Here is a 22,079-nt window from a genome sequence, read left to right as displayed (position 1 = left end):
TGGGGTCAGAAGTCCCAGCGCGTGGTCAGCATGAAGTTGCGCGGTTCACCATAAATCGCAGAGTTATAGAACCCGATGTTGGTGTAGTAATACTTGTCGAAAACGTTGTTGACGTTGAGGGTGGTCGACAGGTTTTCAGTGAATTGATAACGGGTCATCAGATCCACCACCCAGTAGGGTTTCTGCGAAAAATCTTCGTATCTGTCCTTGGGGCTGTTGTACATCTCTTGCCAGGCAGTGCTCTGCCAGCGTGCGCCACCGCCCACCGAGACTTTGTTCAGGTCGCCCTTGAGTTTGTAGATGGTGTAGAAGCTCAGTTGATCCTCGGGTTCAAAGGTCGAAATCTTTTTACCGCTGTCATCGCGCACCACCTTGTGGGTGTACCCGGCCTGCAGGCTCCAGCCAGGGCTCAGCTCTCCGGATATTTCCAGCTCGTAGCCCTTGGTTCTCGCGGCTGTGCCCTTGAAGGCGTAATTGGGCGGGGTGGGTGACAGGTTGTTCCAGGCATCGTCGGGGATGGGGCGATTGCTTTCCTTGACCTCGAAATACGCCAGGCTGGCATTCAGGCGGCCATCGAAAAACTCGCTCTTGAGCCCGACTTCATAGTTCTCGCCCTGGTCCGGGTCAAGCATCTTGCTGTGGCGGTCCAGGTTGTAGAACTCCTGGGGCATGAACACATCGGTGTAGCTGGCATACGCGGTCAGGTAGTCGGTGAGGTCGTAGGTGAGGCCGGCGTAGGGAATCAGGCGCCCCGACTCGCGGTAAGTGTTGGTGGTGCCCGTCAGTGTGTAGTCGACTACCCGCCCGCCCACAAAGAGTTTCAGCTCATCGGTAAGGTTAAGGCGCGTGGTCGCGTATATGCCCGTCTGGCGCACGGTGTCATCGCTGATTTGCGACGCATTGCCCCAGTCAGGTTTGGCCAGGTGCCCGTTCCAGTTGAAGTAATCGACAATGTTCGGCGTGCCGAATGTCACGTCCCAGTAACCTTTGCCTTTCCAGTTCGCGGTACTGATCGAGCCGCCCAGCACCAGTTCGTGCTCACGGCCCAGAAATTCGTAGGGGCCGCTGACATACAGATCGGCTGCGTCGCTGGTGGTTTCGCCCTTGTAACGTTGGGCGTTGATTTTGGCGGTGCCGTCAGCCGCGGGCTGGTCGAACTGGATGGCTCCCAACTGCGCATCGTAGCCATTGAGCTTGTGGTCCAGCTGCAACTTGCCTACCCAGCCACTGCCCAGATCCTGTTCCAGGGTGGCGAAGACGGTGCGGGTGTATTGCTGCCAGCTGCTCCAGTCGGTGGCGTTGCTGAAGGAACGCTTGGCACTGTTGATCTCACCCGCATAGTTGTAGAGCGGAAAGCTGCCTGACCAGGTCGAACCCTGGGGTTTATTGTCTTGGTAGTCGGCGCCCACGGTCAGCAATGTGTCGGGCGACAGGTCGACTTCGAGGATGCCGTAGAACACCGAGCTCTGATTCGAGTAGCGGTCGATATACGACTGTCGGTCCTGATAGGCCGCCACTGCGCGCCCGCGCACATTACCGGATTCGGTCAAGGGGCCACTGACGTCCGCTTCAGTGCGGTAATTGTTCCAGGAGCCTGCTCCCGTGGTGATATGGCCGTGAAAATCGCTGGTCGGTTTCTTGCGTACCAGGTTGATGGTGCCACCCAGCGAACCTGCTCCGCTGAGCAGGCCTGAAGCGCCCTTGAGCACCTCGATACGGTCATAGATCGCCATGTCGCTCAGGGTGTTGCCCGCTGAATAGGCGACGTTGCGCACGGCAGAGGGAATGCCGTCGTACTGGAAGTTGTTGATCGAAAAACCGCGGGAGTAGTAGTTGGTGCGGTCAGTGTCGTAGGCCGATACGGTAATGCCCGGTGTGTGGCGCATCACGTCGTCGACATTGTCGAGCGCGAAGTCATCCATGTGCTGACGGGTGATCACGCTGATCGATTGCGGCGTCTCCCGGGGCTTGAGCACCATGCGGGTGGCGGTGGCGATGTAGCCCGGCGTGTAAGAACCGGTGCCTTCGGTAACAGTGCCCAGCTGGTTGGTGGAAACTTGAGTCGCCCCCAGTTCCAGTGCCGTTTCAGGGCTGCCGGCGACCAGCACATAGCCTCCGTTACTCTGGCGCTCTGCTTGCAATCCGCTGTTGGCGAGCAACCGTTGCAGGCCTTCATCGACGCTGTATTGGCCCTGCAGGCCGGCGCTATTGAGGTGGCCGGTCTGTTTGGGATCGAACGAAATCGTGACCCCCGCCTGTATGCCAAATTGGGTAAGGGCGCTACCCAGCGGGCCGGCGCTGATCTGGTACGTCGCCTGGCTCTGGGCACAAACCCGGGTGGGCACCAGCGCCAGGCCGGACAGGCTGGCAAGGGTTACGCCAAACACCGCCAGGCGAACAGCGCGGGTTATTTTAGTTGTGGGGCTGGGGGCGAGCAGGGGCATTCGGGGATCCTTGCGTTGTCATGTCAGAAACTCGCTGCGATCGCGGCTTATGTCATTGACGGATGAGAATCTAAATCAGCAAGGTTAACCGTCCAGTCATTTGTCGCCGGGCTTACGCCGGTTCGATACTTGCCCAGTAGCGGGTCAGGTAGCGGACCTTCACCGGCAGGGTTTTGCTCAGGTTATCCAGCACTGTTTGCGTGTCATCGAGACGAAAAGCGCCTGATATGTTCAAGTTCTGCACCCCTGGCGCACAGCGCACAACACCCGGCCGATAGCGGTCCAGCTCCTCGATAAAGTCGCCCAGGCGCCAGTTGTCGACACTCAGCATGCCTTGTACCCACGCGGTCGAGCCGGCGGGTAAAAGGTGAATGTCATGCACCGCATCGCGGTCAAACGAGACTTGCTGGCCTGCCTCCAGCCGCACGACCCGATCGGGATGCCGGTTTGCACAGACCTGTACCGCGGCTTGCAGCACCCCGACTCGCGTGCGCCCGGCCAATTGGCGGACGCTGAACCGGGTGCCAAGTGCCCGCACGCGCCCTTCGCCGGTATCCACGATGAATGGACGCCGTGCGGGGTCCCTGGCGGTCTCGATCAGAATTTCGCCACGCCACAGCTGGATAAGCCGTTGCTCTGCGTCGAAGCGGATATCCAGCGCCGTGTCCGCGTTCAGCTGCAGTTGCGAGCCATCTTCCAGTTGCAGCGAGCGACGTTCGCCCAAGCCCGTGCGTTGCTGAGCCAGCATCGGGCGGTAGGGCAATTGTTCAACGGCCAGCCATGAACAGGCGCCGGTGGCCAGCAGCAGGCCAAGTATTTTCAATACATCGCGGCGTTGCGTACTGGCTGCACCGAGGCTGGACAAGGCTGCCCGGCGGGGTATCAGGGCCCATTGCTGCTGGAGCTTCTCGACCCGGGCCCAGGCTGCCGCGTTCTGTGGACCGGATTGCATCCACACTTGCCAGGCACGGATCCTGGCTTCGCTGAGTTCACCGTCATTGAGCTGCACGTACCACGTGGCGGCAGCCTCAAGTGTTTTCAGGTCCAGGCTACCGCTCATCAGTTATCAACCAGCAACAGGCACCGGGTCATGGCGCGAATCAAATGATTTTTCACCGTCGTGACCGACACACCGAACCGTTCGGCCGCGGCTACATAGGTCAATCCCTCAAGCTGGACCGCGAGGAAAATCTCCCGGGTACGGGCACCCAGTTCATCGAGCAGGCGATCGATGGAGACCAGCATTTCGATGATCGACAAACGGATCTCTGGTGAAACATCCATGGGCTCCGGCCTTTGCGACAGCGCGTGAAGGTAAGCCTGCTCAATGGTGCGCCGGCGAGATTTATCAATCAAAAGTGAACGTGCGATAGCACACAGGTAGCCTCGTGGTTCGCGAATCGGGGCCGCGTTACGAGCGGTCATGACCCGCAGGAACGTATCCTGAGCCAGATCAGAGGCGTCGGCAGCATTGCCCAGGCGCACGCGCAACCAGCCCTTCAACCAACTGTTGTGGTCGTTGTACAACTGATGAAGAGCTGAGCGATCGAGCGCCGACATGAGAATGCCACCAGTGAGTAAATGGTAATCGATCGCATTGTCGTGATGGCACGCTGTTTATGCAAGGGCGTTTTTGACGGGATGGATCGGGTCGCTGTGTGGCGGCGCTTGCAGACAGCGGCTCGGCGTCCTTCGATTCAGGACGGGCGCCATGATGCGCGAGCCCGGCGCCCGGCTCAGAGTGGTGGCGATGACTGCCGCGCACATTCTTTGAGCCAGTTCATAAACACCAGCAAGCGCTTGGGGAGGGTGCTGAGGGGAGGGTGAACCAGATAATAATCGTAGTGGCCGCACACGCTGAAGTCGGCGAAGGGCAGCACCAGTTCGCCACGATCAACGCGTTTTTGGACCAGCTGCTGGCGGCCGATGGCGATGCCGGCGTGGTTCATGGCTGCGGTCACGCTCAGGTCGGAGCGATCGAAGGTCAGGGTTCGCTTGGGCAGGGCTGCAAGCATGTTGTGTTGTTCGGCCCACAACGTCCACTCGGCATCGAATGCGGCATGATCCCAGGCCAAGGAGTCGTGCAGGGTCGTGCAGTGTCTCAAGTTCTCCGGGCTTTGCAGCAGGCCGTGGCGTTGCGCGTATTGCGGGCTGCATACCGGGGCCAGACGTTCCTGCATCAGGCGGTGACTGGTCAGGCCGGGAAATTCACCGTTGGCGTAATACAGGGCCAGATCAATTTTGCGGGTGCGGAAGTCGACATTGTCATTGCCCACCCGCAGATCCAGTGAGACCAGCGGGTAACGCTCGACGAAATCCGCCAGTCTGGGCACCAGCCAGCATTGGGCGACCGAAGGCCGGACATAAAGCGCAATGGAGCCGGCAATTTCTGCCTGTGACGATTGTTCAAGGGCCTCGGACAGTTCGCCCATCGCGTTCTGCAGTATTTCGAAGATGCGTTCGCCTTCGTCGGTCAGACTGACCTGGCGGGTCAGGCGCTGGAACAGCTTCATGTTCAGGGCTGTTTCCAGCCGGCTGATACGGTGGCTGACGGCGCTGGCGGTCAGGCACAGTTCCTCTGCGGCGCGGGCGAAGCTCAGATGGCGTGCGGCAACCAGAAACGTATGCAAATTGGCGAACTGGCTGCTGTTGAGTCTGGAACTGATGCGGGGCGGAAGGTTGAGCACGGCTGTTTCCCCTCAAGCCAAAAGACCGGTAAGGCTTGCCGGATGTGGCAATGGGTGCATTTTGCCACATCCGGTCCAGCCTTTGAGTCAGCGGGCAGGATCAGCCCCTGGCGAGCAATTCACGGCCCTTGCCCAGATAAGCGTCCATCTCGTCGCCAGGCACCATGTTGCCGCCCGTAGCCCAGATCAGGTGAGTGGCGTTGGCCATGGCATGGGCGTCCAGGCCTGCGCGGGCCAGGTAGCCCTGCTGATCGGCCTGCACCCTGGCAATCCCGGGTACGCCGGCGAGCGCGGAGGGCTCAAGGCGCAGACCTTCGCTGCGCTCCATCAGTGCCAGCAGGCTGTACATTTCTTCATCGCTGACGGTGTAAAAGCCATCAAGCAGGCGCTGCATGGCCTTGCCCACAAAGCCGGAAGCGCGGCCAACCGCCAGGCCGTCTGCAGCGGTTACGTTATCAATGCCGAAGTCTTGCACGCTGACTTCATCGTGCAGGCCGGTATAGACGCCCAGCATCATGCAGGGTGAATGGGTGGGTTCGGCGAAGATGCAGTGCACGGCATCACCGAACGCCAGCTTCAGGCCGAAAGCCACACCACCCGGTGCGCCGCCCACGCCACAGGGCAAATACACAAACAGCGGATGTTGCGCATCTACGGTAATTTGCGCTGCTGCCAATTGTTGCTTCAGACGCTCGGCGGCGACGGCGTAACCCAGAAACAGATTGACCGAGTTTTCATCGTCGACGAAATGGCAGGCCGGGTCGGCCTCTGCCTGTTCACGGCCCTGGGCCACGGCCACGCTGTAATCGCTGGCGTATTCGATGACGGTTACGCCGTGAGCGCGCAATTTGTCTTTCTTCCATTGGCGGGCATCGGCCGACATGTGCACGGTGACCTGGAAGCCCAGGGCTGCGCCCATGATCCCGATCGACATGCCGAGGTTTCCGGTGGAGCCGACGGCTATTTTGTACTGCCCGAAAAACGCCCGGGCCTTGTCGCTGTGCAGCACCGCGTAGTCGTCTTCGAGGGTCAGGAAATTCTCGGCCAGTGCCAGATCTTCGGCATGTTTGAGCACTTCATAGATCCCGCCGCGCGCCTTGATCGAACCCGAGATGGGCAGATGGCTGTCGCGCTTGAGCCACAGCGAGCCCGTCAATACCTGGTTGTAGCGCTCGCCGAGCAGTTGCTGCAGATGGCTCACCGGCACAATGTCCGACTCGATAATCCCGCCACTGCTGGCCGTTTCCGGGAACGCCTGGCGCAGGTAAGAAGCAAATCGCGTGAGCCGGGCGCTGGCATCGGCGACATCGGCTTCGGTCAGTCCCACATCGCCAATGGCCTGGGCGACCGGGGCCACGCCGGGATTGAACCAGGTGGTTTCTTGCAGCGCGACCAGATCGCGAATCAGAGGGTAGCTGGCACACCAGCTTTCAAGGGTTTTTCCCAAAATCATGACGTGGTCCCTTTAAACAATAAGGCTGAAAAATACGGGTTGGATCAAACAAAGTGCGACAGCACCAGGGTCAGGCCCAGTGCGATCAACGAGGCCAGTACCGTGGCGGTGGTAAATATCTTCAGTGCGTCGGTCAGCGAGACCCCCAGGTACTCCTTGACCACCCAGAAGGCCGAGTCCGTGACATGGGTCCAGCCCATGGCACCGGCGCCGATGGCTACGCAGATGATTTCCTTGCTCACCGTGGGATGGGCACCGAGCATGGGCAGGATCATGCCCGCCGCACTGATCATGGCCACCGTTGCCGAACCGACGGCGAAGTGCATCAGGCCGGCCACCAGCCATGCCAGAACGATGGGGTTCATATTCAATTGGGTCAGGGTGGCGGACAGTGCGTCACCCACGCCGCTGTCCACCAGAATGCCGTTGAAGGCCCCGCCGGCACCGATGATCAGCAGAATGCTGGCCAGAGGCGGGAAGCTCTTCTGAGTGTGAGCCAGCAGCTCAGCCATGCTCAGCCCGCGGCGCAAGCCCAGCGACCAATAGGCAAACACCACGGCAATGGACAGGGCGATCAGGGGAGTGCCCAGAAATGATATGACGCTGAATGCCATGGAGTCGTGGGGCAGCCCGGCAGCGAAGGTTTTCCCCACCATCAGCAGCAGGGGCAACATAATGGTCAGCAGGGTCAGGCCAAGGCCTGGCAGCTCCCGGGTTTTGCTGTCATCGCAGTGCTCGTTCAAAAACGCTTCCTGAGAGTCCGGCGCATCGCGCTTGCAGACCAGCTTGACCCACAGCGGTCCGGCGATCATGGCGGTCGGCAGGGCGACAATCAGGCCATAGATGATCACTTTGCCGACATCGGCACCCAGCAACCCGGTAATTGCCATCGCGGCCGGGTGGGGCGGCAACATGCAATGCACGGCCATCAGCGACACGGCCAGGGGCACGCCCAGATACAAAAGATTGATTCTGGTTTCTTTCGCGACCACATAGATCAACGGAATCAACAGAACAAAACCCACTTCAAAGAACACCGGGATGCCGGCTATGAATCCTACGAGCATCATGGCCCAGGAGGCGCGCTCCTTACCCAGGGCCTTGAGCAGTGTCTGAGCGATGCGCTCGGCGCCGCCTGACTCTTCCAGCATCTTGCCGAGAATCCCGCCCAGACCAATGATGGTTGCCAGAAACCCGAGCGTGCCGCCGACACCTTTTTCATAGGAAGCAGCCATTTGCGTCAGCGGCATGCCTGAACCAATACCCACCACAAAGCTGGCGGCAGTCAGGGCCAGAAAGGCGTGGACGCGGACTTTGACGATCAGAAAAACAATCAGAGCAATGGCACAAAACAACACCAGCAATAGAGTGGTAGCACTGTGCATGGAATCTCCTGGAAGCGCTTTTATTGTTGAAATCAGTGATCGGAGTCACTTTGCTTCCAGCAATTAGAAGTTACATCTCAGGGGGCTGACAAAGGATGGATCCTCAAGGGACAGATGACGTGGGGTCATCTATGAGACCCCGGATAACGGTTTCAATCTGGAGTCGCTGACGCCTCAGGACTGCCGGTCAATATCGCGGCGAAGCACCACGGCGGTGGTGATGTCTTCAACGGATTCATGGCTGGCGACTGCATCCCGCACCCGGTTCAGATCATCAATGGTGCGTGACTCGACCTCAATCACCAGGTCGAGCTGACCGCTGACCGAAGAGATGCGTCGCACCTGGGAGTTTTGTGCAAGCAGGTCAAGCAGGCCCATTGCAGGCGTGCGCTTGAGGCACACCAGGAGGATTGCGCGAATCACGTTGGCATCGATTTCGCCGATATCGGCCCGGTAGCCTCTGATCACCCCGTTGCGTTCAAGGTTGATGACCCGCTCGCTGGTAGCACTTCTTGAAAGACCGATTCTCGCTGCCAGGGCCTTCAGGGCAATTCGAGCTTCTTTAGAAAGAATTTCGAGTATTTCGCGATCTTTCGTGTCCAGCTCGCGCATTGGAACTCCCCGATTCTGCTACCGAATTTGTGCCGGTTGATTCCGGCAATATGCAGGCCAAAGCCGACCGCATACCTACTGTCCTGCAAGGTTTCGCATGCCAAGCTATCTGAAAAAAATGGCCTGGAAAACAATTACCATGACTAATCTTTCCCATCCCGCCCCCCGGTTCTCGATGGCTGACGCCGAAAAGCTCGGCGAGCAGCTTTTCAACGTTACAGGTACGGCTGCGCCTCTGGACGGCGAGCGCGACCGCAACTACCGGTTGCAGACAGGAACCGGTGCGGGATGGATTCTGAAAGTGGTCAACTCGACTGAACCGCGAGTCGAAAGCGAGTTTCAGGCCGCCATTCTCAGCCACCTCGCCAGCTACAGCCCTGAACTCACCGTGCCTTCACTCAAGAAAAGCCTGACAGGTGACTTTCTGGCCTCTGTAGTGGCGCCCTCCGGTGAAACCCATGCAGTGCGCATGGTTAGCTGGTTGCACGGCACGCCCCTGGCCGAGGTTCCGCGCACGTTCGAATTGATGCGCAGCCTGGGCCAATCGTTCGGTGATATAGACCGGGCCCTTCAAGGCTTCATCCATCCCGGCGCGGTACGGGATCTGGACTGGGATCTGCGTCACGCCGCACGTTCGCGTTCACGCCTGCACTTCATCAAGGACCCTGCCAGAAGAGCCATTCTGGAACGCTTCATCGATCGTTTTGAACACTCCGTGCAACCCCGGCTTGCGCGTCTGCGCACCCAGGTCATTCACAACGACGGTAATGACTGGAACATCCTGGTCGATCCGCGGAACCCGCAGAAGGTCTCAGGCATCATCGACTTTGGCGATGCGGTCCATACCATTCTGATTGCCGAAGTCGCCATCACCTGCGCGTATTCCATTCTCGACATGGAAGATCCGGTCGGCGCAGCAGCTGCCCTGACTGCCGGTTTCCATGAGAAGTACCCGCTGCAACCGCAAGAGCTTGATGTTCTCTTCAATCTGATTGCCATGCGCCTGGTGACAAGCGTCACCTTGTCGGCTTTGCGCTGCGGCCAGACCGAGGACAATCCCTACCTGGCCATCAGCGAAGCGCCGGCCTGGCGCCTTCTGGAGCGAATGGACCGGATGAACCCGCGCCTGGCGACGGCGATACTGCGCAAAGCCTGCGGGTTTGATGCGATCGAGGGCGCCGGTGCGGTTCGCCGCTGGATGGGCGAAAACAGCAAATCCTTCGCGGATATCGTGCATCCGTCTGCGGCGACCATGAACAAGGCCATTGCGCCGTTTGCAGATGCATCCCACGTGATGACCATCGCTTCCGCCGAGCAGCGTCCTGCAGAGGCCGCCAGGTGGTGGAATGAATTTTCTGCCGGGCATAAGGTGCCGCTGGGCATCGGGCCATGGGGCGAGGCCAGAACCATCTATACCGATACGGCGTTCGAATCGCGGTTCATTGAAGGGCAGCGTCGGATCATTCACGTTGGTGTCGACTTGCTCATGCCCGCGGGGACGCCTCTGTATACCCCTGTTGCCGGGGTGGTGCGCAGCGTCGAAGTCGAGGGCGACCCGCTGGGCTACGGTGGTTTGATCATGCTCGAGCATTCGCCAGAAGCCTGTCCGCCATTCCTGACGCTGTGGGGGCACATGGCCCATGAAGCGCTGGCGCGGCTCAAACCCGGTGATCGCCTGGAGGCGGGTGCGCTTGTGGGGTATATGGGCACGGATGCGGAAAATGGTGGCTGGATCCCCCATGTGCATTTTCAGATGTCCACTGACACCGGGTTGCAAGCCAGTGAGTTCATCGGCGTAGGTGAGCGGGCTTATCTTGAGGTCTGGGCTGACGTGTTCCCCGACCCGTCGGCGCTCGCCGGCATTCCTCCGGAAACCTACAGCCAGGAAGGGCGCAGCAAGGCCGAGATTGTGGCGAAGCGTAAAGAGCTGCTGCTGCCTAACTTGTCGATTTCGTATTCAGATCCGATCAAGTTCGTACGCGGGGACGGGGTCTGGTTGATAGATAACTTCGGCAGGGCCTACCTGGATTGCTTCAATAACGTCTGCCACCTCGGCCATTCCCATCCGGATGTGGTGCAAGCGCTGTCGCAACAAGCCGCCCGGCTCAATACCAACACCCGTTACCTGCACGACAATATTGTGGAGTATGCAGAGCGGCTCACCGCCACGTTACCCGCAGGTCTGGCGGTTGCTTCCTTCGGTTGTTCAGGCAGTGAAGCCAACAGCCTGATGCTCCGTATGGCGCGCAATCACACGGGTCGCAACGATGCGATTGTGTTGGACTGGGCTTACCACGGCACGACCCAGGAACTGATCGACCTCAGCCCTTACAAGTACAAGCGTAAAGCCGGCAAGGGCCGTGCAGAGCATGTGTTTGAGGCGGTTGTGCCGGATGCGTACCGTGCTGCGGCTGACTGGCCGTTCGAGGAGCTGGGCAAACGTTTCGCTGAAAGCGTGGCGGACCAGATCGAGATCATGCGCAAGCAGGGCAGAGCCCCGGCGTTCTTTTTGGCGGAGTCCATTCCCAGCGTCGCCGGGCAACTGTTCTTCCCGGAAAACTACCTCAAAGAAGTCTATGCCATGGTGCGTGCAGAGGGCGGTCTGTGCCTGGCTGACGAAGTCCAGGTCGGCTTTGGTCGGGTCGGCAGCCACTGGTGGGCGTTTGAAACCCAGGGTGTGGTTCCCGATGCAGTCTCCATGGGCAAACCCATTGGCAACGGGCATCCCATGTCGGCGGTGGTGACCACCCGTGAAATTGCCGACAGCTTCAACAACGGCATGGAGTACTTCAATACCTTTGCCGGCAGCCCGGTTTCATGCGCCATAGGGCTCTCGGTGCTGGAGGTGATCGAGCGCGATAACTTGAAGCTCAACGCACTGACCATGGGTAACTATCTGCTCGATGGCTTTCGCAAGCTGCAGCTACGCTACGAGGCCATAGGCGATGTGCGCGGCCAGGGGCTGTTCCTCGGCATCGAACTGGTCACGGATCGAAAAACCAGGGTTCCCGCCACCGCGCTGGCCAGGAAAGTCGCCGACGGTGCCCGGGAGCGAGGCATTTTGATCGGTACGGAAGGCCCCCATGACAATGTTCTGAAAATGCGCCCGGCGATGATTTTCAGTCAGACCAATGCTGATTTTTTGCTTGAGGTTCTGGACGAAAGCTTTAAGGCTGCACTTGAGTAAATCCTCGGCCGACATTGTGTCGGCCAACTCCGGCAATGTGTCAGTCAGGCTGACACCTTGCAGGGTGCTTTGCGCAATGACCTATGCAAAGCTTTGGTGAAGGCTGGGTGAGTAATCCCAAGAAAAATAAAAAACAATTCTTCCAAGGTGCCTCCAATGCTAACTACAAAGCTCAAGCAATTGATTGCCGCGTCCACAGTTGCGGCTGCGGCCCTGTTTTGCACGTCAGCTGTTCAGGCCGATGATTTGGCGTCGGTCCAGGACTCCAAAGAAATCCGTATCGCGATGAGCGGCCAATACTCTCCCTTCAGCTTTGCCAACGAGCAGAACCAGATTGTCGGCTTCGATGCCTCCATCAGCGAGGCCCTGGCCGAGCGTCTGGGGGTAAAGGTGAAGATTATTACCACGCCGTTCGACGGGATAATTGCCGGTCTGCTGGCGAAAAAATATGACGCCATTATCGCCTCCATGACCATTACCCCGGAACGCCAGAGGGCCGTGGATTTCGTGGGGCCTTATTACCATGCGGGCCGCACGATCGTGGTGAAGGATGACTCTTCGATCACAGGCCTTGATGACCTTAAAGATGTGGTGGTTGGCGTCACGCTCGGGGATGCCCACGATAAATGGGCCAGGGCGCGCGGCAACCTGAAGGTGCGAGCCTATAAAGGTCTGCCCGAAATGCTGGTCGATCTGGATGCCGGGCGTATCGATGCGATAGTGATGGACAGCGTTCCGGTGCTGGTCGCAGTCAAGGAAACCGGGCAGAAGGTGCGCATCATTACGCCACCGCAGAGCGATGGCGGGATTGAAGGCATGGGCATTGCACTGCGCAAAAATAACCCCGAGCTCAAGGCGGCGCTGCAGGGCGCGCTTGCAGACATGCTCGCCGATGGTACTTACGAAAAGATCTCGATGCAGTGGATTGGCAAAGATATCCGCTGATTCGGCGTTAGCCTGGCCCGACTCGTCGTCGGGCCAGTCATCTGACTTTTCTGAGCGTGCCCATGGATTTGACTCTCATACAGCGCACATTTCCGTTTTTCCTGGAGGCGGCCTGGATTACGGTGCAAATCTCCGTGCTCGCACTGTTGCTTGGTTTTCTGGTGGCCATCGTGCTGGTGGCTGCGCGGTTATCCACAGTCCTCATATTTCGCTGGCTGGCAAGGCTCTACATCAGTGTTTTTCGTGGCACCCCCTGCCTGGTTCAGCTGTTCATCATCTACTTCGGCGGCCCGCAGATCGGAATTGAACTGGAGCCGTTTGCGGCAGGTGTCATAGGTTTGGGCCTGAACATCGCCGCTTATATGGCGGAATCCATTCGTGGCGCCATCTCCAACGTGGACCCTGGCCAGGAAGAGGCTGCACGTTCAATTGGTTTCGGGCGCAGCCAGACGTTATGGTTCATCACCCTGCCACAAGCTGCAAAGTTAATGATCCGGCCGCTGGGGGTTAACGCTGTCGCACTGATTAAAGGGTCTGCACTGGTGTCGACGATCTCTGTGGTTGAACTTTCATATACGGCGCAACGCTTTATCAGTTCAACCTACAAGCCATTCGAAATCTTTATGGTGTCGGCACTGCTTTATATTGTGATGGTCTACTCGGTCAGATTTATTGTGGATTATCTCGACAATCGCTTCGCGGCAAGGTGAGAGCATTCATATGCAAAGCCTGGATCTGAGTATCGTTACACCCTATTCCGAGATGCTGGCGATGGGGCTGTGGTGGACGCTAATAATGTTTGTAACGTCCAGCGTAATAAGTCTGCTGGCCGGGATCGCCTTTGCACTGATCGTTCTTTATGCCCCCAAAGTTGTGGCATTTCCCGTGCGTTTTATGACGTGGCTGCTCATGGGCACGCCACTGCTTTTGCAGTTGTACGTGATTTATTATGGTCTGGTGCAAGTGGGCATCGATATTCCTGCACCGGTGGCCGGGATCATTGGCCTTAGCCTGCACTTCGCTGTCTACAATGCCGACGTGATACGTGCCGGCGTGGTCTCGGTTGACCCCGGTCAGATTGAAGGTGCCCGTTCTATCGGTCTCAGCCGTGGACAGACCCAGTGTTACGTCATAGTGCCGCAAGCACTGCGCAGGACCCTTGCGCCGCTGGGAAATAATCTGATTGTCCTGTTAAAGGACACTTCACTGGTGTCAATGATCGGGATTGCAGAGCTGGTATACAGCGCGCAACTGGCAGTCAGCGAAACTTATAGCCCGTTCGAGTTTTATCTGACTGTTGCGGTTATCTATTACGCGGCCAATCTTGTTCTCGAAGCCGGCCTGCATCTTCTCGAAAAGAAAGTAGAGATGTCACGATGATCAATAATACATATATGGTTGAGGTCAAGGGTGCCCGTAAGGCATATGGAGCACTAGAAGTACTCAAGGGCATAGATCTTTGTGTCGCTCGCGGGCAAATCATCGCCATCATCGGCCCCAGTGGATCTGGCAAAAGCACACTGCTGCGCTCCATCAATCACCTGGAAGTGCTGAATGATGGCGAGGTCTGGTTAGATGGAGAACAAGTTAACCGGCCATTGAAAGGCCGTGCCTATGAACAGCATATAAATGCCGTGCGTCAGCAAATGGGCATGGTCTTCCAGCACTTCAATTTATTTCCGCATTTGACCGTATATGAAAACATTGCGCTGGGCCCGCTAAAGCTCAAGGGGCTGACGAAAAAAGCCGCGCGTGAACTGGCGCTGGAATATTTGGCAAAAGTCGGACTGGCCGACAAATTTGATGAATATCCCTCCCGCCTCTCTGGCGGACAGAAACAGCGGGTTGCCATCGCAAGGGCACTGGCAATGCAGCCCAAAGTCATGTTGTTCGATGAGGCCACATCGGCGCTGGACCCCGAGCTGGTCGAAGAGGTCAACCTGGTCATGAAGCAGCTCGCCGCGGAGAACATGACCATGTTGATCGTCACCCATGAAATGCGTTTTGCAGGCGAAGTTGCAGACCGGATTATCTTTATGGACGGCGGGGTTGTGGTCGAGGAAGGGGCGCCGGGCGAGATCCTGCAAAACCCGGTTCAGGAGCGAACCCGGTCGTTCCTGAAAAAGCATCTGCACAATAGCTAGCAGTTAACGGGCGTCCTTTTAGCGCCAGGCCTGGAACCCCAAAACGAAAAAACCCGCCAGAAGGCGGGTTTTTCGGTGGTTTCAAAGACTGTGTTGGCTGTCTTTGGAACCTTGTATGGTGCCGGCACCAAGAGTCGAACTCGGGACCTACTGATTACAAGTCAGTTGCTCTACCAACTGAGCTATACCGGCGTTATGGGCGACGAGTATACCCGGATGTTTTTAGTTGTAAACCCCTGATAACTGACTATTTTTACGCGCGCGTCAGCGGACCCGAAAAAACGAACTTCCGCACCTGGTGTTTTTCATATCTACACAGGGCTGATGAGGGAGCGCGTCATGACTGAAGTGATCACCGCCAACGATCTGGGCATCAGGTTGCAGGCCAGCGATGAGACCGCCCTGTTCAAATGGTTCGTTGCCAGTTTTTTGATGGGCAAGCGAATACAGGCACCGATTGCCGCCAGGGCTTATCAGGTTCTGGTCGAAGAGCACGGCTGTGACTCGGCCCGGCGTCTGGCGCAGCTTTCCCATCGGGAACTGGTGTCGATTCTCGGTAAGGCACATTACGTGCGTTACGACGAAACTACCGCCACCCGTCTGTCTGCCCTGGCCAGGAAACTGCTCGATGAATATGACGGTAAATTCGCCGCCCTCTGTAGTACCGGTAAAGATCGCCACACCTTGGAACGTCGCTTGCTGGAATTCGACGGTGTGGGGCCCAAGACTGTGGAAATCTTCATGCGCGATGCCGCTGCGGTGTTGTTTTGAACCGCATATTCGTGGGCTGCGCCGGATGGAGCATCGGCCGTGAATACTGGCCACGTTTTGCCAGTGACGGTACGCATTTGCAGCGTTACGCCGGGCGCTTTTCGGCCACGGAAATCAACAGTTCATTTTACCGGCCCCACCGTGCGCAGACTTACCAGCGGTGGGCTGACAGCGTAGGGCCGGACTTTCGATTCTCGGTCAAATTAGCCAAATCGATCACCCATGATCGGCGCTTGCAGAGCTGCGAAGAGGAGCTGGACAGTTTTTTTGCGCAATGCACGCAGTTGGGCGATCGCCTGGGCTGTGTGTTGGTGCAATTACCGCCCGGGTTGATGTATGAACCGCAGATTGCACGGGCGTTTTTCCAGGAGGTGCGCCTTCGGTACAAAGGTTCATTGGTGCTGGAGCCGCGTAACGACTCATGGCTGGCGGCCGATGAGCTGTTACAGACATTGCATATCGGACAGGTTGCCGCTGATCCGGCGGTATTAAGCACGGGCTTTCAAACGGGCGGGTGGCCTGGGGTGCAATATTGGCGCCTGCATGGCTCGCCGCACATTTATCACAGTGAATATGGCGTAGCCCGACTCAGGGCGCTGGCAGAACAGGTGCTCATGGGCGCAGCGTCTACGACCGAGTACTGGTTCATTTTCGATAACACGGCCAGCGGTTTCGCCATCAACGACGCGCTGACCTTTCAAGCGCTCATGGGCAACGCCGGGAACCCCAGCTCAAACAACGTTCCCTGAGCGTCGCTGCGTACCCGCACCTGTCCGTGATGCAACAGCATGATCGAGCGTACGATCGCCAGCCCCAGCCCGCCGCTGTCACCGGGTTCTGCACGGGAGGGATCGACGCGGTAAAACCGGTCGAACAGTCTGTCCAGATGTTGCGGGTCGATGGGCGGGCCCTGGTTATGTACGCCAACCCAGCAATATTGGGCGTCATCACGGCGTTGCAAGGTGATGGTTGTCCCGGCTTCGGCATGGCGCACGGCATTGGCCAGCAAGTTACCCAGGGCCCGTTGCAGCAACTGCTGGTCGACGTTCAGCACCCCTGTCAGTGAGTTGTTCAGCTGTAACTGACGGTCTTCTGCCAAGGCCTCAAAGTAATCGCACAACTCCTCGCCCACGGTCTGCAAGTCCAGGGTTTGCAGTTGCAGGGGCCGTTGGCCGTGATCGGCACGGGCCAGGAAAATCAGGTTTTCGACCATGCGGTTCAGCCGTTCGTACTCTTCGATATTCGACGCCAGCAGTTCCTGATACTCGTCCGGGCTGCGTGGCTGGTTCAGTGCCAGGCTGTTACTGCCCAGCAAGTTGTGCAGCGGCGTGCGAATTTCGTGGGCCAGGTCGGCAGAGAACTGTGACAGTCGGCCAAAGCTGTCTTCGAGGCGAACCAGCATTGCGTTAAGTGCCTGTACGGGCTCTTTCAGCTCTGCCGGAACATTGTCGGCGGGCATGCGCTGATCGAGGCTGCGGGGGGTGATGTCGCGCATGGCCTGCGCCAGTTCACGCAGAGGCACCAGACCGCGTCGCAACAGCAGCAAGCCAAGGCCGAAGGCGAGTACTGCGCCAAAGCCTACCGCCATGTACAGACGCCCCCGGTAGCTGGCGAGCATTTGCTCACGCTCTTGCAGGCGTTTGCCGACGGTGACAATCAAGCGCTCGTCACCCGGGCCTTGTGCCACCCCTGTGAGCAAGGCGATGTTATCCACAGTCTGGATGTCAGACCGTAGCGGCGACGAATCCTGAGCAATGGGTGTCAGTTCGGGCAGTGCTTGCTGATGCGGATTGATGGCGATGACCCGACCCCCATCGCTACGTTTGACCAGCAACACACTGTCCAGATTGCCCAGCATGTTTTGATACAGGCGCGGACGCTCCTGCAGGGCTTCGAGGCTGTCGCTGTCGTGCAGCAGGGCCCGGACCTGCTCGAGACGACCGAGCAGTGCCTGATCGTCGCGAAAGGTCAGCTCCGAGGCCAGCGAGCGATACAGAAACACTCCGATCACACTCAGCACCAGAGCGCAGGTCAAGGCAATCGCCAGGGCCAGACGCCAGGCGATGGATCTATTCATCCGGGGCTTCGAGCTGGTAGCCGACACCGCGTACGGTGTGGATAAGTTTTGGCATGTACGGGTCGTCGACCTTGGAGCGCAGGCGGCGTACGGCGACTTCAACCATGTTGGTGTCACTGTCGAAGTTGAGGTTCCAGACCTGGGAGGCGATCAAGGTGCGCGATAACACTTCACCCTGGCGGCTGGCCAGCAGGTGCAGCAATGCGAACTCCTTGTTGGTCAGGCTGATGCGTTGACCGCCACGGCTGACGCGCCGGCGCAGAACATCGATTTCGAGGTCGGCAATGGTGTAAGACTCGGCCTCGCGCAACGGCCCGCGACGCAGCAGGGTGCGCACCCGGGCCAGTAATTCGGCAAAGGCGAAGGGTTTGAGCAAGTAATCGTCGGCCCCCAGTTCCAGGCCGCGAACCCGGTCTTCGATGGCGTCCTTGGCGGTCAGAAACAGTACCGGGGTGGCGCCACGCTGACGGATCAACTGCAGCAGTTGCCAGCCGTTGAGCCCCGGCAGCATCACGTCCAGGATGATCAGGTCGTATTCCTGCTGCTCAACAAAATAGCGTCCGTCCAGCCCGTTCAGCGCCACATCTACCGCAAATCCTGACTCGCCCAGGCCTTTGGCCAGGAAATCGGCCGTCTTGGCTTCATCTTCAACCAGTAACAAACGCATCGCACACCTCGATCAATCGTCTGCACAGGCTAGGCGTCTTCTGTGGCGTTGCCTATTACAAACTTGTAATGCAACTGACGGGGTTTTGACGGAGCACTCTGGCTAAGGTGTCGGCACTCGTTAAGGAGCTTGCCGATGATGCTGAAAACTTTGCTGTTATGGACTGCGATGGGCGTTGCCGGTGCGGCCCAGGCTGCGCCAAACCTGGCGCGTCATGCTGATCTGGACCTGGCCACCGCCCGCCAGCTGGCCGATGCCACGCTCCAGCACTGCTCCGGTGCGCTGAGCGTGCTGGATCGCGGTGGCAACGTACTGACGGCCATGCGCCCCGAGGCGGTAGGCCCGCACAACCTGCTGGCCAGCCAGCGTAAAGCCTTTACCGCGCTGTCGAGCAAAACCCCGACCCGTCTGTTTGCCGAGCGTGCGCGCAGCAATCCCGAAGCTGCGAACCTCAACTCCATTGCTGAATTGTTGCTGCTGGGCGGTGGTGTGCCGCTGTTTGCAGACGGTGAGCTGGTGGGCGCGCTGGGTGTGGCGGGGGCCGGTGGTGCGGAGCAGGACGAGGCCTGCGCAATCAAGGCCGCCGAACAGATTGGCCTGACGACTCAACGCTGAGTTGAGTGTTTATTAACCATTGAGGAAGACCGATGAAAGCTTTGCGAATCACTTTGACGGCCTTGAGCCTGAGTGCAATATCGAGCCTGGCACTGGCGGCTGGCAACCCTTTGAGCGTGCATGTGCTCAACCTTGAAAACGGCCTGCCTTCGCCAGGGGTTAACGTAACCCTGGAAAAACACGTTGGCCAGAACTGGCAGCCGCTGGCACAGGGTGTGACCAACGAACAGGGGCGCATCGGCGAGTTGTTCCCGGAGAAACAGGCAATGGAAGCGGGTCAGTACCGGGTGGTTTTCAAAACCGGCGAGTACTTCAAAAAAGCGGGGCGGGATACTTTCTTTCCGGAAATTCCGGTGATTTTCGAAGTGAAAAATGCGCATCAGCACTATCACATTCCGTTGCTGCTGAGCCCTTACGGGTTCTCGACCTATCGCGGATCGTAAACCGCAGCCAATCATTGTGGGAGCGGGGCTCCCACAAGTTATCCACAGCGCTGGGCCAGCAACATCAGATTGCGCGGGGTCAGGTGGCTGTCGCAGAACTCCCCAAGCTGCACCTCATAGCCGCGCTCACTCAGGTACAAGGCCCGATCCAGCACCAGCCACAGTTCCATCGGGCGGCGGAACAGCCCGCGTACCAGCTCCAGATTGCGCACCTGTGCCAGCCGTTTCCAGCCTGCTGCCTGAAGTGCAGGCCAGTCTTCTTCGCCGTTTGTGGATAAGTTCTTCAGCTGCGCCAGGTCTTGGCAGTATTGAGCGAAAGGCTTATTGAGCCAGGTGCCGGGCAGCGAGGGTGTGGATAAGTACTGGTCGCACTGACGGTGCTGGCGTTGCCACAGGTCGAAGCTCAGGCGTCGCGCCATTGACTCATCGCGCTGGCGCCGCACCCGGCTGCCGGCGGTCACGGTTTCGCTCATCGGCAAGCTCAGGTCCTGCAGTGACAGGCGCAGGGTCGAGGTGCGGGCCGCTGTGGATAACGGCTGATAGTGGGTGGCGCTGATACGGTTGTAGCAGCAGGGCGAGATCGCCAGTTGTGCACAACCCGCGGCGCTGGCCAGTTGCAGCAGGCGCACATGCAGATCACCACAGGCATGCAGGGCGACGGGGGTCATGTCGGCCCGCAGGTGTAATTCGACGTCAGGGGCGAGGACGTCCTGTTGTACGTGCCGGGCCGGCAAGTGGTGACGCTGGCTCAGTGCCTGACCTGCGTCGATCAGGGCCGGGTCGTATTCCAGACACGTCAGCTGCTGCTCACCGGTTAACAACCGGCGTCCCAAATGGCCTTTGCCCGCGCACCAGTCCAGCCAGTGAACGGGGGCCTGCCTGAAGTCAAGGCTTTGGGCAAAGGCTTCTATTTGCTGCCATTTGCGGCCCGGGACGTCCACTTGCAAGCGCTGGGGGGCCGGTGCCAGGGCTTGCCCGGGCAGGCGCTCGACGCTGCCGAGGGCGAGGGAGGTGGCGGCCAGTTGCGGGAACGGCGCGGGGGCAGACAGGTATTGGGGCTGGTTGTGACTGGCTTCGGCGTCTTGTAGGGAGCGCCCGCGCAGCCATAGGGCCAATTCGGGATGTTGCGCTTCCCACGGCATATTCAGTTCGGTGAATGGCCGTGGGCGCCACAGGTGCTGGTGGTCGCGCAAAAACCTGTCCAGTGCCTCGAAGCGGGCGAGCAGGGGCTCGCCCTTGTGATTAACGCCCCTGGCAGGCATCGACGCGCAACCAGCGCTCCAGCAATTTGAAGCCCTGAATCAGCACAAACGACATCACCAGATAGATCACACCGGCTATCAGGAACATGTCCACCGTCTGGTAGGTGCGGGAAATGATGGTGCGGGTCATGCCGGTCAGTTCCAGCAGGGTCACGGTGCTCGCCAGCGAGCTGGCCTTGAGCATCAGGATCACTTCGTTGCTGTAGGCCGGCAGGCCGATACGCGCAGCACGGGGCAGCACGATATGCACCAGGGTCTTGAAGCGCGACATGCCCAGGGCGCGTGCGGCTTCGATTTCACCCGGCGGGATGGCCTGGATTGCACCGCGCAGGATCTCGGCGATGTACGCTGCGGTGTGCAGGGTCATGGTGATCACCGCACACCAGAACGGGCTGCGCAGGTACGGCCACAACACGCTTTCACGCACTACATCGAACTGCGACAGGCCGTAATAGACCAGAAACAGCTGGATCAGCAGCGGCGTGCCACGGAAGAAAAAGATGTAGGCATAGGGCAGCGAACGCACGTACCACAGGCTGGATGAGCGGGCGATACCCAGTGGAATGGCGACAATCAGACCGGCGATGACCGAAAGGGCAGTCAGCTCCAGTGTCAGGGTTGCGCCCTGAATCAGCTTGGGCAGCCACTTGATGAAGAGTTCCAGGAGCATTACGTTCTCCTCACAAAGCCGCGCGCCGCGCGTTTTTCAAGCACATGCATGGTACCCATGGCCAGTACGGTCAGGCCCAGGTACATCACGGCAGCCACCATGTAGAAGGTGAACGGGTGTTTGGCGAAGGTCACGGCGTTCTGTGCCTGACGCATGATTTCTTCCAGACCGATGACCGATACCAGCGCGGTGTCTTTCATCAGGATCATGAACAGGTTGCCCAGGCCGGGCAGGGCAATACGCCACATTTGCGGCAGCACCAGCTTGCTGAAAATCCGCGGCCTCGACAGGCCCAGCGCCAGGCCCGCTTCGCGGTGGCCTTTGGGGATGGCCAGAATGGCACCGCGGAAAACCTCAGTGGCGTAAGCGCCAAAGCACAGTCCCAGAGCCAGCACACCCGCCGCGAAGGCACTGAGGGTGAGGTCGGGCATGCCGATGAATTCGCCGAGGGCACGTACGGCATTCACGCTGCCGAAGTAAATCAGCAAGACCCACAGCAGCTCCGGAACGCCGCGCACCAGAGTCGAATACGCGCCGCCCAGCCATCGCAATGGTTTGTAGGACGAAGTTTTGGCCAGTGCTCCGAGCAACCCGAGCACCAGGCCCAGACACAACGCAGTGAGTGCCAGTTTGACGGTCATCAGCGCGCCAGCGGCAAGCGCCGGGCCGAATCCGTATAAGTCGATAGTCATAAATTAGGCAGGCTTTGCTAGGGAC

Annotated in this window: 21 protein-coding genes and 1 tRNA gene; 9 read left to right on the top strand and 13 right to left on the bottom strand. The window is 58.9% G+C overall.

Annotated elements, in window-relative coordinates:
* Positions 1 to 5: 5 nt before the first annotated feature.
* The 7 genes from FEZ21_RS02565 to FEZ21_RS02535 all read right to left on the bottom strand — a co-directional run bounded on the left by FEZ21_RS02565 (position 6) and on the right by FEZ21_RS02535 (position 8,581).
* On the bottom strand, positions 6 to 2,444 hold the full coding sequence (locus FEZ21_RS02565) for a TonB-dependent siderophore receptor (protein ID WP_003438425.1): 2,439 nt from the start codon (positions 2,442 to 2,444) through the stop codon (positions 6 to 8).
* A 112-nt stretch (positions 2,445 to 2,556) separates the two neighbouring features.
* Complete coding sequence (locus FEZ21_RS02560) at positions 2,557 to 3,504, bottom strand: FecR domain-containing protein (RefSeq protein WP_003438427.1); 948 nt, start codon at positions 3,502 to 3,504, stop codon at positions 2,557 to 2,559.
* Positions 3,504 to 4,004: a sigma-70 family RNA polymerase sigma factor gene (locus FEZ21_RS02555; protein ID WP_003438428.1), complete on the bottom strand. Its 501-nt coding sequence runs from the start codon at positions 4,002 to 4,004 to the stop codon at positions 3,504 to 3,506. Before FEZ21_RS02555 ends, FEZ21_RS02560 begins: the two co-directional genes overlap by 1 nt.
* Positions 4,005 to 4,180: 176 nt before the next feature.
* Complete coding sequence (gene dsdC / locus FEZ21_RS02550; protein ID WP_003438430.1) at positions 4,181 to 5,131, bottom strand: DNA-binding transcriptional regulator DsdC; 951 nt, start codon at positions 5,129 to 5,131, stop codon at positions 4,181 to 4,183.
* Positions 5,132 to 5,231: 100 nt separating this feature from the next.
* Positions 5,232 to 6,584: a D-serine ammonia-lyase gene (gene dsdA / locus FEZ21_RS02545; RefSeq protein WP_003438432.1), complete on the bottom strand. Its 1,353-nt coding sequence runs from the start codon at positions 6,582 to 6,584 to the stop codon at positions 5,232 to 5,234.
* 44 nt (positions 6,585 to 6,628) lie between these two features.
* Positions 6,629 to 7,969, bottom strand: coding sequence for a gluconate:H+ symporter (locus FEZ21_RS02540; RefSeq protein WP_160626387.1), 1,341 nt, complete (start codon positions 7,967 to 7,969; stop codon positions 6,629 to 6,631).
* A gap of 174 nt (positions 7,970 to 8,143) precedes the next feature.
* Positions 8,144 to 8,581: an Lrp/AsnC family transcriptional regulator gene (locus FEZ21_RS02535; protein ID WP_003438435.1), complete on the bottom strand. Its 438-nt coding sequence runs from the start codon at positions 8,579 to 8,581 to the stop codon at positions 8,144 to 8,146.
* A 139-nt stretch (positions 8,582 to 8,720) separates the two neighbouring features.
* On the opposite strand from FEZ21_RS02535, the gene FEZ21_RS02530 reads away from it, so the two are divergent.
* The 5 genes from FEZ21_RS02530 (at position 8,721) to FEZ21_RS02510 (ending at position 14,857) form a co-directional block, all read left to right on the top strand.
* Positions 8,721 to 11,768: an aminotransferase class III-fold pyridoxal phosphate-dependent enzyme gene (locus FEZ21_RS02530; protein ID WP_160626385.1), complete on the top strand. Its 3,048-nt coding sequence runs from the start codon at positions 8,721 to 8,723 to the stop codon at positions 11,766 to 11,768.
* 156 nt (positions 11,769 to 11,924) lie between these two features.
* Complete coding sequence (locus tag FEZ21_RS02525; protein WP_160626383.1) at positions 11,925 to 12,713, top strand: ABC transporter substrate-binding protein; 789 nt, start codon at positions 11,925 to 11,927, stop codon at positions 12,711 to 12,713.
* 62 nt (positions 12,714 to 12,775) lie between these two features.
* Entirely contained in the window at positions 12,776 to 13,423 is a 648-nt protein-coding gene (locus FEZ21_RS02520; protein WP_003438446.1) for an amino acid ABC transporter permease, read from the top strand.
* Positions 13,424 to 13,433: 10 nt separating this feature from the next.
* The gene (locus FEZ21_RS02515) at positions 13,434 to 14,093 is read left to right on the top strand and encodes an amino acid ABC transporter permease (RefSeq protein WP_160626380.1); all 660 of its coding nucleotides are present in this window, start codon (positions 13,434 to 13,436) and stop codon (positions 14,091 to 14,093) included.
* Positions 14,090 to 14,857, top strand: coding sequence for an amino acid ABC transporter ATP-binding protein (locus FEZ21_RS02510; protein WP_003438455.1), 768 nt, complete (start codon positions 14,090 to 14,092; stop codon positions 14,855 to 14,857). The genes FEZ21_RS02515 and FEZ21_RS02510 overlap by 4 nt, the downstream gene beginning before the upstream one ends.
* A 116-nt stretch (positions 14,858 to 14,973) precedes the next feature.
* Here FEZ21_RS02510 and FEZ21_RS02505 read toward each other — a convergent pair.
* Positions 14,974 to 15,049, bottom strand: a tRNA-Thr gene (locus FEZ21_RS02505).
* 147 nt (positions 15,050 to 15,196) lie between these two features.
* Between FEZ21_RS02505 and FEZ21_RS02500 the strand changes: the two genes are divergently transcribed.
* Both FEZ21_RS02500 and FEZ21_RS02495 read left to right on the top strand, forming a co-directional pair.
* Positions 15,197 to 15,628 carry a DNA methylase gene (locus FEZ21_RS02500; protein ID WP_010656846.1) on the top strand — a complete coding sequence of 144 codons (432 nt, stop codon included), beginning with the start codon at positions 15,197 to 15,199 and terminating at the stop codon, positions 15,626 to 15,628.
* A 5-nt stretch (positions 15,629 to 15,633) separates the two neighbouring features.
* Positions 15,634 to 16,377, top strand: a complete 744-nt coding sequence (locus FEZ21_RS02495) for a DUF72 domain-containing protein (RefSeq protein ID WP_373683714.1) — start codon at positions 15,634 to 15,636, stop codon at positions 16,375 to 16,377.
* Here the strand turns inward: FEZ21_RS02495 and FEZ21_RS02490 are convergent.
* Together FEZ21_RS02490 and FEZ21_RS02485 are read right to left on the bottom strand one after the other, a co-directional pair.
* A complete protein-coding gene (locus FEZ21_RS02490; protein WP_003438498.1) occupies positions 16,326 to 17,705 on the bottom strand; it encodes a heavy metal sensor histidine kinase in 1,380 nt (459 codons plus the stop codon). The genes FEZ21_RS02495 and FEZ21_RS02490 overlap by 52 nt on opposite strands.
* Positions 17,698 to 18,372, bottom strand: coding sequence for a heavy metal response regulator transcription factor (locus tag FEZ21_RS02485; RefSeq protein ID WP_010656843.1), 675 nt, complete (start codon positions 18,370 to 18,372; stop codon positions 17,698 to 17,700). The genes FEZ21_RS02490 and FEZ21_RS02485 overlap by 8 nt, the downstream gene beginning before the upstream one ends.
* Positions 18,373 to 18,507: 135 nt before the next feature.
* On the opposite strand from FEZ21_RS02485, the gene FEZ21_RS02480 reads away from it, so the two are divergent.
* Positions 18,508 to 18,987: a heme-binding protein gene (locus FEZ21_RS02480; protein WP_003438506.1), complete on the top strand. Its 480-nt coding sequence runs from the start codon at positions 18,508 to 18,510 to the stop codon at positions 18,985 to 18,987.
* Positions 18,988 to 19,019: 32 nt separating this feature from the next.
* Complete coding sequence (gene uraH / locus FEZ21_RS02475) at positions 19,020 to 19,430, top strand: hydroxyisourate hydrolase (RefSeq protein ID WP_160626375.1); 411 nt, start codon at positions 19,020 to 19,022, stop codon at positions 19,428 to 19,430.
* A 38-nt stretch (positions 19,431 to 19,468) separates the two neighbouring features.
* On the opposite strand, the gene FEZ21_RS02470 is transcribed toward uraH, so the two are convergent.
* Genes FEZ21_RS02470 through FEZ21_RS02460 form a run of 3 tightly spaced genes read right to left on the bottom strand, consistent with a single transcriptional unit; the run spans position 19,469 to position 22,054 of the window.
* Positions 19,469 to 20,692 carry a methyltransferase gene (locus FEZ21_RS02470; protein WP_160626373.1) on the bottom strand — a complete coding sequence of 408 codons (1,224 nt, stop codon included), beginning with the start codon at positions 20,690 to 20,692 and terminating at the stop codon, positions 19,469 to 19,471.
* Complete coding sequence (locus tag FEZ21_RS02465) at positions 20,673 to 21,362, bottom strand: ABC transporter permease (protein ID WP_003438518.1); 690 nt, start codon at positions 21,360 to 21,362, stop codon at positions 20,673 to 20,675. The genes FEZ21_RS02470 and FEZ21_RS02465 overlap by 20 nt, the downstream gene beginning before the upstream one ends.
* Positions 21,362 to 22,054 carry an ABC transporter permease gene (locus tag FEZ21_RS02460; protein ID WP_003438519.1) on the bottom strand — a complete coding sequence of 231 codons (693 nt, stop codon included), beginning with the start codon at positions 22,052 to 22,054 and terminating at the stop codon, positions 21,362 to 21,364. Before FEZ21_RS02460 ends, FEZ21_RS02465 begins: the two co-directional genes overlap by 1 nt.
* Between the last annotated feature and the right edge of the window lie 25 nt (positions 22,055 to 22,079).

The sequence above is a fragment of the Pseudomonas sp. 9.1(2019) genome (assembly GCF_009910445.1).
Lineage (GTDB): Bacteria > Pseudomonadota > Gammaproteobacteria > Pseudomonadales > Pseudomonadaceae > Aquipseudomonas > Aquipseudomonas paraversuta.
The sequence above is the reverse complement of the archived record's forward strand: the minus strand, read 5'-3'. Positions and strand labels throughout refer to the sequence as shown.

Excerpts from the sequence above, each read along its gene's own strand:
- FEZ21_RS02565 (WP_003438425.1), bottom strand. The coding sequence starts at position 2,444 with ATGCCCCTGCTCGCCCCCAGCCCCACAACTAAAATAACCCGCGCTGTT.
- FEZ21_RS02560 (WP_003438427.1), bottom strand. The coding sequence starts at position 3,504 with ATGAGCGGTAGCCTGGACCTGAAAACACTTGAGGCTGCCGCCACGTGG.
- FEZ21_RS02555 (WP_003438428.1), bottom strand. The coding sequence starts at position 4,004 with ATGTCGGCGCTCGATCGCTCAGCTCTTCATCAGTTGTACAACGACCAC.
- dsdA (WP_003438432.1), bottom strand. The coding sequence starts at position 6,584 with ATGATTTTGGGAAAAACCCTTGAAAGCTGGTGTGCCAGCTACCCTCTG.
- FEZ21_RS02540 (WP_160626387.1), bottom strand. The coding sequence starts at position 7,969 with ATGCACAGTGCTACCACTCTATTGCTGGTGTTGTTTTGTGCCATTGCT.
- FEZ21_RS02535 (WP_003438435.1), bottom strand. The coding sequence starts at position 8,581 with ATGCGCGAGCTGGACACGAAAGATCGCGAAATACTCGAAATTCTTTCT.
- FEZ21_RS02530 (WP_160626385.1), top strand. The coding sequence starts at position 8,721 with ATGACTAATCTTTCCCATCCCGCCCCCCGGTTCTCGATGGCTGACGCC.
- FEZ21_RS02525 (WP_160626383.1), top strand. The coding sequence starts at position 11,925 with ATGCTAACTACAAAGCTCAAGCAATTGATTGCCGCGTCCACAGTTGCG.
- FEZ21_RS02520 (WP_003438446.1), top strand. The coding sequence starts at position 12,776 with ATGGATTTGACTCTCATACAGCGCACATTTCCGTTTTTCCTGGAGGCG.
- FEZ21_RS02515 (WP_160626380.1), top strand. The coding sequence starts at position 13,434 with ATGCAAAGCCTGGATCTGAGTATCGTTACACCCTATTCCGAGATGCTG.
- FEZ21_RS02510 (WP_003438455.1), top strand. The coding sequence starts at position 14,090 with ATGATCAATAATACATATATGGTTGAGGTCAAGGGTGCCCGTAAGGCA.
- FEZ21_RS02500 (WP_010656846.1), top strand. The coding sequence starts at position 15,197 with ATGACTGAAGTGATCACCGCCAACGATCTGGGCATCAGGTTGCAGGCC.
- FEZ21_RS02490 (WP_003438498.1), bottom strand. The coding sequence starts at position 17,705 with ATGAATAGATCCATCGCCTGGCGTCTGGCCCTGGCGATTGCCTTGACC.
- FEZ21_RS02485 (WP_010656843.1), bottom strand. The coding sequence starts at position 18,372 with ATGCGTTTGTTACTGGTTGAAGATGAAGCCAAGACGGCCGATTTCCTG.
- FEZ21_RS02480 (WP_003438506.1), top strand. The coding sequence starts at position 18,508 with ATGATGCTGAAAACTTTGCTGTTATGGACTGCGATGGGCGTTGCCGGT.
- uraH (WP_160626375.1), top strand. The coding sequence starts at position 19,020 with ATGAAAGCTTTGCGAATCACTTTGACGGCCTTGAGCCTGAGTGCAATA.
- FEZ21_RS02470 (WP_160626373.1), bottom strand. The coding sequence starts at position 20,692 with ATGCCTGCCAGGGGCGTTAATCACAAGGGCGAGCCCCTGCTCGCCCGC.
- FEZ21_RS02465 (WP_003438518.1), bottom strand. The coding sequence starts at position 21,362 with ATGCTCCTGGAACTCTTCATCAAGTGGCTGCCCAAGCTGATTCAGGGC.
- FEZ21_RS02460 (WP_003438519.1), bottom strand. The coding sequence starts at position 22,054 with ATGACTATCGACTTATACGGATTCGGCCCGGCGCTTGCCGCTGGCGCG.